The sequence below is a fragment of the Pseudoalteromonas sp. S3776 genome (genome assembly GCF_005886915.1).
Classification (GTDB): Bacteria; Pseudomonadota; Gammaproteobacteria; order Enterobacterales; family Alteromonadaceae; genus Pseudoalteromonas.
Genome location: NZ_PNCU01000057.1, coordinates 17,873 through 27,021 on the forward strand (window position 1 = coordinate 17,873; position 9,149 = coordinate 27,021).

General features: G+C 40.7%; 8 protein-coding genes. 6 read left to right on the plus strand and 2 right to left on the minus strand.

Translation table 11 applies throughout. The features are described from left to right. Positions 1-11: 11 nt before the first annotated feature. Complete coding sequence (locus CWC16_RS17360; protein WP_138542435.1) at positions 12-1,184, minus strand: transporter substrate-binding domain-containing protein; 1,173 nt, start codon at positions 1,182-1,184, stop codon at positions 12-14. A 126-nt stretch (positions 1,185-1,310) separates the two neighbouring features. Further along, a complete protein-coding gene (locus CWC16_RS17365; protein WP_138542436.1) occupies positions 1,311-1,739 on the minus strand; it encodes an Lrp/AsnC family transcriptional regulator in 429 nt (142 codons plus the stop codon). A gap of 182 nt (positions 1,740-1,921) precedes the next feature. Between CWC16_RS17365 and CWC16_RS17370 the strand changes: the two genes are divergently transcribed. The 6 genes from CWC16_RS17370 (at position 1,922) to CWC16_RS17395 (ending at position 8,936) form a co-directional block, all read left to right on the plus strand. Then, on the plus strand, positions 1,922-3,127 hold the full coding sequence (locus tag CWC16_RS17370; RefSeq protein ID WP_138542437.1) for an aspartate aminotransferase family protein: 1,206 nt from the start codon (positions 1,922-1,924) through the stop codon (positions 3,125-3,127). 45 nt (positions 3,128-3,172) lie between these two features. Further along, complete coding sequence (astA, locus tag CWC16_RS17375; protein WP_138542438.1) at positions 3,173-4,207, plus strand: arginine N-succinyltransferase; 1,035 nt, start codon at positions 3,173-3,175, stop codon at positions 4,205-4,207. Positions 4,208-4,214: 7 nt separating this feature from the next. Further along, positions 4,215-5,681 carry a succinylglutamate-semialdehyde dehydrogenase gene (gene astD / locus CWC16_RS17380; protein WP_138542439.1) on the plus strand — a complete coding sequence of 489 codons (1,467 nt, stop codon included), beginning with the start codon at positions 4,215-4,217 and terminating at the stop codon, positions 5,679-5,681. Between the two features lie 27 nt (positions 5,682-5,708). Then, positions 5,709-6,512, plus strand: coding sequence for a DUF1338 domain-containing protein (locus CWC16_RS17385; protein ID WP_138542440.1), 804 nt, complete (start codon positions 5,709-5,711; stop codon positions 6,510-6,512). A gap of 55 nt (positions 6,513-6,567) precedes the next feature. Further along, entirely contained in the window at positions 6,568-7,422 is an 855-nt protein-coding gene (locus CWC16_RS17390; protein ID WP_138542441.1) for a transporter substrate-binding domain-containing protein, read from the plus strand. 293 nt (positions 7,423-7,715) lie between these two features. Beyond that, positions 7,716-8,936: a type III PLP-dependent enzyme gene (locus tag CWC16_RS17395; RefSeq protein WP_138542442.1), complete on the plus strand. Its 1,221-nt coding sequence runs from the start codon at positions 7,716-7,718 to the stop codon at positions 8,934-8,936. The last annotated feature ends 213 nt before the right edge of the window (positions 8,937-9,149 follow it).

Sequence of the window (9,149 nt, forward strand, 5' to 3'; positions counted from 1 at the left end):
CTGTTTAAGGTTTAATTTAATACGTTATTATTAAATGAGTGCAGTGCTTTTTCTACATCAACACCCAAAATAATAACGCCAATATGTTCACCTTTTGTATTTTTTATCGGTAAACTCAAGTGCACCTGAAAATGATGTGTTGATGCATCGTACTCAACACTATCAAAGCGATAATCTAAATCCTGCTGGTATAGGAGACTAAATTCCTTCTCATCACCTTGCCAATAATCACTGGTGGCTTTGCTCATTGCCGCATTTTTACCTTGCTTATCTGTCACTATGGTTTCTGTCACTATACCATTGAACTGCATTTGCCATTGTTGTAAAAATAATGACGCGTCAGTCACTAGCATTTTTTTAGCTAAGCCATGTTGATGTGTTTTTACTTCTTTAACCCAAAGGTCATCGGTTTTTTCAAGCTCTTGATTAGACAAATTAATATGGTTGCTTTGTTCAACTGCATCGCTAATTATTGGCTCTAATAGCAGTGTATTGATGGAATCTGATAGTTTATTTAGTATTTGAACCTGTTCAGCCTGTGATAAGTAAAAAGGCGCTGGTGCACACTGAGGTATCGTTTCGTCGAATTTTTCTAAAAAAGAAGGATGCGTATTTATAAGCTTATTTGCGGCAAATACACCTAGCGGCACATAGCGATAAAATGAACGTTGATACACAGAGGCATCAATACCTAAGTTATCAGCGGCATTGTTAAAATCATCTAAATCAAGTAATACTTTATCTACTCGATGATGATGAAGCACATTCACTATTTCCTCTAACGAATTTACTTCAAGTAGTGAGGTTATACTTTGTGTTTTAAACCAATTAGCTTGATAGCTTCCATGTACTACACCATAACGTAGTTTTTTGGGATCTTTATTTACGCTTTCAGGGTGAGTAAACCAGTACCAATTTTCTAGGTAAATAGGTGATGACAACTTACCATAATGGCTCATTTCAGAAGTTAAGTGCGTTGTAAAATACCCATCTAATCGACCCAACTTTACCTCCCTGCGTGCTCTAAGCCAAGGCAGAGATTGCAATTCAAAAGGCATATTCATGTTATGTAAAATACACTCTACTTGTTCAACCGCATTATCGGGTGTTGTAAGCGATACATTGGTACCAAACTTTAATGGTTCAGTTAAAGTCAAAAGTGCAAAAAATAACGTTGTGGGCATAATCCATTGCTAAATAATTATGTTAATTACATCAAGTATAGTAAGGCTTCGAAAAAATACCTAACTTAGTTAAAATTAAATATAGTTAAATCAGCAGGTAACCTGAAGACTCAATAAGTCAAAACTTTAACGCTTAAATTTTGTTTCTAAAATCACTGACGATGTTGTGCGCTCTACCCCGTCTAAATTACCTATATCATCGAGTAAATGACTTAACTTCTCTAAGTTTTGTGCTTGTACAACGGCAATTAAATCGAACTCGCCGCTTATTGCATAAAGCTGGGAAATTGCATCAATTTGTTTAAGCTCTAAGTTAGTTTTAGTGGTGAGTTTTTGCATCACCTTTATAGATACATGAGCCGATACCATACTGCTTAAATAGTCTTCACCGTAGTCAACGCTATAGCCTTTTATCACACCCGTTTCCTCAAGCTTTAACATTCTGCTTTGCACGGTAGAGCGTGATAAATTAAGCATGCGTGCCAAGTCAGAAATACTGGCTCTTGCATTGGTTTTTAAAATTGAAAGTAGCTTTTCGTCTTGTGAAGTTATCATATTGCTTATTGATTTCGTTATTTTGACTTTTATTGTAATCAATTTTCACAAAATAGCACTGCAAATTTAATCTATAACCTTCGATAATAACCATCAATAACAAAAATTACCTAGCTGAGAAAACGCTAACGTTTTTATTTTGCTAATCTTTATTCAATTTTTACAATTTTTAGGTGTACATAATGCAAGTAACAAGAGACTTATTTAACGATGTAATGGTGCCAAACTACAATCCGTCGGCAGTTATTCCTGTGCGAGGTGAAGGCTCACGTGTGTGGGATCAAAATAACAATGAGTTTATTGATTTTGCAGGCGGTATTGCCGTTAATTGTTTAGGCCACTGTCACCCAGCGCTTGTGTCTGCATTAAAAGAGCAAGGCGAGAAAATTTGGCACTTATCAAATGTAATGACTAACGAGCCTGCCCTACGTTTAGCACAAAAAATGGTTGAAGCGACGTTTGCAGACAAAGTGTACTTTGCAAACTCAGGTGCAGAAGCCAACGAAGCAGCTCTTAAGCTTGCTCGTCGCTTTGCACTTGACGAACACGGCGAAGAAAAATCACAAATCATTGCGTTTAACAAAGGCTTTCACGGCCGTACATTTTTTACCGTAACAGTGGGCGGACAAGCAGCTTACTCTGATGGCTTTGGCCCTAAACCTGGCGACATTATGCATTGTGATTACAACGATATTGCAGCATTTGAATCACTTATTAGTGATAAAACATGTGCAGTAATGATGGAGCCACTGCAAGGTGAAGGCGGTATTATTTCACCAACAGATGAATTTGCTAAAAAAGTACGCGAGTTATGTACTAAGCACAATGCACTGCTTATTTTTGATGAAGTGCAAACAGGCGTTGGCCGCACGGGTGATTTATACGCATACGAAGGCTTAGGCGTAGTGCCTGATATTTTAACTACGGCTAAAGCGTTAGGCGGTGGTTTTCCAATTGGCGCTATGATCACGCGTACTCATATCGCAGCGCACTTAAAAGTAGGTACTCATGGCTCTACGTATGGTGGTAACCCACTTGCCTGTGCCGTAGCAGAAGCTGCCTTTGATACAGTAAACACACCTGATGTATTAAATGGCGTTAAAGAGCGCGAGCAGTTATTCCGCGATGGTTTAAACGCTATTAACGAAAAATACAACGTATTCAGTGAAGTACGTGGTAAAGGTTTACTTATTGGTGCGGTATTAAACGATAAGTTTGAAGGCCGTGCCCGTGATTTTTTAGTTGCTAGTACTAACAACGGCTTAATGAATCTAGTAGCTGGCATGAACGTGATTCGTTTTACCCCATCTTTAGTTATTCCAGTTGAAGATATTAAAGAAGGCCTAGCACGCTTTGAAAAAGCAGTAGGCGACGTCGTAAACGGCTAATTGGCATAGGCGCGCCGCAAGGCGCGCTGTTGGAGAAAGTAATAAATGCAAGTATTACGTCCTATTACAACAAAAGACTTTGCTGCACTTAAGCAAATAGCAATTGAATCAGGCCATGGGTTTACCTCACTACCTGTCGATGACCAGTTATTAAATGATAAAATAGCGCGCGCAGAAAAAAGCTTTGCAAAAAATATCAATCAACCACTTGATGAAAGCTACCTATTTGTTCTAGAAGACAGTGAAACAGGTGAGGTCATAGGCACAACCGCCATAGAAGCCGCAGTGGGCTTATCGGTGCCGCTGTATCATTATCATTTAGGTAAAACAGTACACCACTCGCCTACACTGAATGTTTATAACACCGTTGATATTTTAAGCATGTGCAACGATTACACCGGATGCTCTGAAATATGTACTTTGTTTTTACGCGAAAACAGCCGAAAAGGGTTAACGGGCCGCTTTTTATCTCGTTCACGCTTTTTATTTATGGCGCAGCACAGCGAACGCTTTGCCGATACCGTGATAGCTGAAATGCGCGGTGTAAGTGACGAAGACGGCCATTCACCGTTTTGGCAGTGGTTGCAAGAGCACTTTTTTAGTATTGAATTTCCACAAGCTGATCACTTAGTGGGGCTTGGCGATAAGGTATTTATTAGTGAGCTAATGCCTAAATACCCTATTTACGTCAATTTATTAAGTAACAAAGCTCAAGCGGTGATTGGTAACGTGCATGAAAAAACTAAACCCGCACTCAAGCTGCTTGAAAAAGAGGGATTTGAGCATCGTGGCTATGTTGATTTATTCGATGCAGGGCCAACCGTAGAGGCAAAGCTTGGTAATATTCGTAGCATTCGTGAATCTCAAGTATGCCCCATTACAATTGGTAAGCTCGAGCATATTAGCCAACACAGCTCAGATACACTTGCCGTTTGCAACCAAGGCGTAAGTGGATTCAGAGCTACCTTTACCCAGCACGCCCACTATAACCACGCTAAACACACCTTAGTAATAAGCCAAGAAGTGGCTAATGCCCTTAATTTATCCCAAGGAGATGCAGCGCGTTTTTTCCGCCTGTAAAACATATATGAACACACATCTTATAAATAACCAATGGCATACAGGCCAAGGCCCCGCTTTTAGCTCTGTTAACCCAAGTAACGGCGAAGTTGTATGGCAAGGTAATGGCGCAACCGCTGATCAAGTAGATGCTGCAATCAATGCAGCTAGAGCCGCACAAATACAATGGGCAGATACACCAATTGAGTCGCGCATAACCATACTTGAAAACTTTGTCGCACAATTAAAAGAACATAGCGAAGAATTTGCAGCCATTATAGCGCGCGAAACCGGCAAGCCACTTTGGGAAACACGCACAGAAGTAGGCGCTATGACTGGTAAAGTAGCCATTTCAATCAAAGCCTATAATGAGCGCACGGGTACAACAGAAAACCCAATGCCCGGAGCTAAAGCCTTTATACGCCATAAACCACACGGAGTTGTGGCTATATTTGGGCCATATAACTTTCCTGGACATTTACCTAATGGCCATATAGTCCCGGCTATTTTAGCGGGTAACACTGTGGTATTTAAACCGTCTGAGCTAACCCCTCACGTTGCTGAATTTACTTTATCACTTTGGTTAAAAGCGGGTTTACCAGCAGGTGTTATTAATTTAGTGCAAGGTGAAATAGAAACAGGTAAAGCACTTGCTTCGCATCAAAACATAGACGGCTTATTTTTTACTGGCAGCTCAAACACAGGTCATTTATTACATAAACAGTTTGCAGGTCACCCAGGTAAAATATTAGCGCTTGAAATGGGCGGGAATAACCCACTAATAATTAAAGATGTAGCCGATGTAAGCGCTGCAGCTCACGATATTATTCAATCTGGCTTTATTACTTCTGGCCAGCGCTGTACCTGTGCGCGCCGCGTGTTTATTGAGAATTCAACCAATGGTGATGCTATTTTAGAAAAACTTATTAGCGCAACAAAAAACATTGTTGTTGACGACAGTTTTGCAACTGACCAGCCATTTATGGGTGCCATGATCAGTGAAAAAGCCGCACTGGGTATGGTTGTAGCGCAGGCTGACCTAGTTAAACAAGGCGCTGAGATACTTGTTGAGCTTAAGCAGCTTAAAGCAGGCACTGGGTTTGTAAGCCCAGGTATTATTGATGTAACTAACATCACCAACATGGCCGATGAAGAACACTTTGGCCCGCTTATAAAAGTGTACCGCTACAACGACTTTGACAGCGCAATAGCAGAGTCTAATAACACCAGCTTTGGTTTGTCAGCAGGCTTACTTGGCGATAACGAAGATGATTACAGCTACTTTTTAAAGCGCATTCGTGCCGGTATCGTCAATTGGAACCGCCCTATTACGGGTGCTTCTAGTGCTGCACCGTTTGGCGGCATTGGCGCAAGTGGTAACCACAGAGCAAGTGCGTATTATGCTGCTGATTACTGCGCTTACCCTGTCGCATCAGTTGAAGCCGATAAGGTAAACCTGCCACAAACTTTAGCGCCAGGTTTAGTAATTGAATAAGTGAATAACCCAATTTAAGGATTTAACATGCACACCAACGTAAATACATTATTTGAAAATCTATGGGATAACTATTTAGCTGTTACCCCATCGGCAGATAAAATTCATGACCTTCTGGGCTCAACGCAAAAAGATGACATTATTAACGACCATATTGCGCTGCGTACCTTTAATATTGAAAAAGTAGGCCTAGAAAAGCTAGCAGCTCACTTTTTAGCGCTTGGTTACACAGAGTGTGGCGAATACCACTTTGAAGCTAAAAAGTTATACGCTAAACATTATGAGCATAGCGACCCAAAACAACCTAAAGTATTTATTTCTGAGCTATTAGTTGAAAAGTGTTCTCCAGAGTTACAAGCCATTGTGACAGATATGGTTGAGCAAATAGATGAAAACGCAGTCACTGCCGATAACTTTTTATATTCAGGCACCCATTGGCAAGTAAGTAGCGACACTTACAAACAGTTACTCGCGGAAAGTGAGTACGCAGCGTGGATGTCGGCATGGGGTTACCGTGCAAATCATTTTACTGTAAATATTAATATGCTTGCTAAGTTTGATAACATTCATGATGTTAATCAGGCGCTTAAAAATGCAGGCTTTGCGCTTAATACATCTGGTGGCGAAGTAAAAGGCTCACCAGAGGTGTTACTAGAGCAATCATCAACCCTTGCAGACGATTACACTGTCACCTTTAGCGACGGCGAACTGCGCATCCCTAGCTGTTTTTATGAGTTTGCCATTAGGTACCCTAAAGCTGATGGCGAGCTTTACACGGGGTTTGTGGCAGCCTCTGCTGATAAAATTTTTGAAAGCACTAATGCGCGATAAATTAAGGCATGCCTTAATGTTTTAACTTAAAAAAAGCCCGTTTGGGCTTTTTTTTATGACAAAAATATTTAGAACATTTACACTAAGTTTTATGCCTGTATTTACTAAATTTTTGATTATTTTGCATGTACTGCTTTTATCACCATTGAGCCATGCAAATGACCCCCTTACATTACTCTCAAGAGCGAATGCGTCTACTGATGGCTTTTTAAACTCAGATAAAACGTTCGAAAGCCTGCTTAACCACACAATTGATACTAAATTGCAGTGGACCAATCAAGCCCGTTTAATTAAGCGACTTATGGGCGCTGAAGCAGTATGCAGTTACGATATTATAAAAACGCCCGAGCGCGAAAAACATATTTTATTCTCAGATATACCCACCACAATTTACGAGCAGCGAAAAATATATGCTTTTAAACGCACTTTACAAAGCTTTCCTGAACGAGTCCACGTAGCCCAATTACTAGAAAAGGATTTTACTCTTGCCGTAGACTCGGGAACGAGCTATCAAAAGCTTGAGCCTGTTTTAACGAAGTATAGAGACCAAATTGCTGCGATAAGCTCAGAAGATACCAGCTCTCAATTGCCTCAACTTCTCATTCATAACAGAATAGACATGATTGTCGATTACGAGGTTAACGTCCTTGATGCACTCACCTCTGAGCAATTAAAACAAATTGATAGCCGGGAAATAGCTGAATTTCCAGAATTTGTTAATGGATACTTTGCATGTAGTAAGACAGAGCTTGGCGAAAAAGTAATAAAAACCATCAATATTTTAATGAACACCCCCGAGATTTACGAGCGCTTACAAAAAAGTTTACAGCAAGCCTATAGTGCTGATACATCTAGCGCTATGATGCTTGCTTACTCTCAAGAGCACGTATACTTAACCGCTGATGAGTAAAATCAATCGTCAAGATAAACAGCATAAATCAACGTAACCCCATGATATTAATATAAAATAAATCATTTTAAATTTATTAAAAATTTTTTATTGCGCTATATAAAAACCTACATTATTATCTCGCCGCTTCTTGATGATAGCCAATCCGAGTACATTTCAACCCCCGTTTGTAGCAAGGCGATAGAGCAACTATCCAAGAGTGAATTTGACTGTGCGTTTGCACTATTGATCTCACTCAACTGACTCGTGGATACACCCTACCCGAGCAGTTGCTTAATTGACTCGGAAATAAAATGGCTTTATCAACACAACGACAAGACACCGTAACTAAAGTACCTGCAGCAGTTGCTGCAAACCAAGCAATTGATTACGCGCGACTGAGTACTGCTCACATTGAACAACTTGCTGCACAATTTGGCGCACCTCTGGTGGTGCTTGACTGCGACGCTATACGCTCTCAATACCGTGCACTTAAACATGCACTGCCTGGCGTTGTGTTACATTTTGCTTTAAAGCCTTTACCGCATGCTGCTGTAGTGCGCACTTTGCTAGAAGAAGGCGCAAGCTTTGATTTAGCAACCAGCGGCGAAGTTGACTTAGTAGCAAGCCAAGGCGTACCAAGCGAGCGTACAATTCACACGCACCCAATTAAGCGCGACAGTGACATTCGCGACGCACTTGCCTACGGCTGTACCGTATTTGTGGTGGATAACATTAACGAACTTGAAAAGTTTATTACCTACAAAGACCAAGCTGAAATTTTAGTGCGCTTAAGCTTTCGTAATAAAGATGCATTTGCTGATTTATCTAAAAAGTTTGGCTGCAGCCCAGAGGCGGCAATCGACATTATTAGCCTTGCTCAGCAACTAGGTATTCGTATTAAAGGATTATCGTTTCATGTTGGCTCGCAATCACCTAACCCAACTAAATACGTTGAAGCAATAAATGCATCTGCAAAAGTAGTTAAACGGGTGGCTGAGTTAGGGTTACCAGCACTTAGTACGCTAGATATTGGTGGTGGGTTTCCTGTACCGTACAGTGCGGATGTGCTACCAATTGATGTATTTTGTGCGCCAATTAATAGCGCGCTGGCACAATTACCAGAAACGATGCAAATTATTGCTGAGCCTGGGCGTTTTATTGTAGCAAGTAGTGTAACCAGTGTTGCCTCTGTAATGGGACAAGCAACGCGCGAAGGTAAAACATGGTACTACTTAGATGATGGCATATATGGCTCCTTTAGCGGTTTAATGTTTGATGAGGCAGCTTATCCTATAGATAGTGCCAAACAAGACGGCGAGCGATTTGAATCAGTACTAGCAGGCCCCACATGCGACAGTATAGATGTAATAAGTGATTCAATTATGCTGCCAAAACTTAATAACGGTGATTTAATTATTAGCCGTATGATGGGGGCTTACACACTTGCTACGGCAACCGATTTTAACTTTTTTAAGCGCGCTGAGGTCGTTGTATTAAACGAGCACATGCACAGCCAAGTATTAACAGGCTAGTAAACTAAGTTCCTCGCTATAGGTACGCTGGCTTGTACCTATACACGCCAACGCAGTTGCTCATTCCAACTGCGTTTTTTATTTGGTCATATTAACCGTTGCGGGTTTAAGCTTATTTAATATATGGGCAGGTAAATGGCGTACTAAGTTTGTAACTTAATGGGCTAGATAACTGCGCCTTCGTTATTCTAATGCTGCATTCATGTAAGAATG

Bases quoted from the DNA above. Each gene is read 5' to 3' on its own strand.
- CWC16_RS17370 (WP_138542437.1), top strand. From the start codon at position 1,922: ATGCAAGTAACAAGAGACTTATTTAACGATGTAATGGTGCCAAACTAC.
- CWC16_RS17365 (WP_138542436.1), bottom strand. From the start codon at position 1,739: ATGATAACTTCACAAGACGAAAAGCTACTTTCAATTTTAAAAACCAAT.
- astA (WP_138542438.1), top strand. From the start codon at position 3,173: ATGCAAGTATTACGTCCTATTACAACAAAAGACTTTGCTGCACTTAAG.
- astD (WP_138542439.1), top strand. From the start codon at position 4,215: ATGAACACACATCTTATAAATAACCAATGGCATACAGGCCAAGGCCCC.
- CWC16_RS17390 (WP_138542441.1), top strand. From the start codon at position 6,568: ATGACAAAAATATTTAGAACATTTACACTAAGTTTTATGCCTGTATTT.
- CWC16_RS17385 (WP_138542440.1), top strand. From the start codon at position 5,709: ATGCACACCAACGTAAATACATTATTTGAAAATCTATGGGATAACTAT.
- CWC16_RS17360 (WP_138542435.1), bottom strand. From the start codon at position 1,184: ATGCCCACAACGTTATTTTTTGCACTTTTGACTTTAACTGAACCATTA.
- CWC16_RS17395 (WP_138542442.1), top strand. From the start codon at position 7,716: ATGGCTTTATCAACACAACGACAAGACACCGTAACTAAAGTACCTGCA.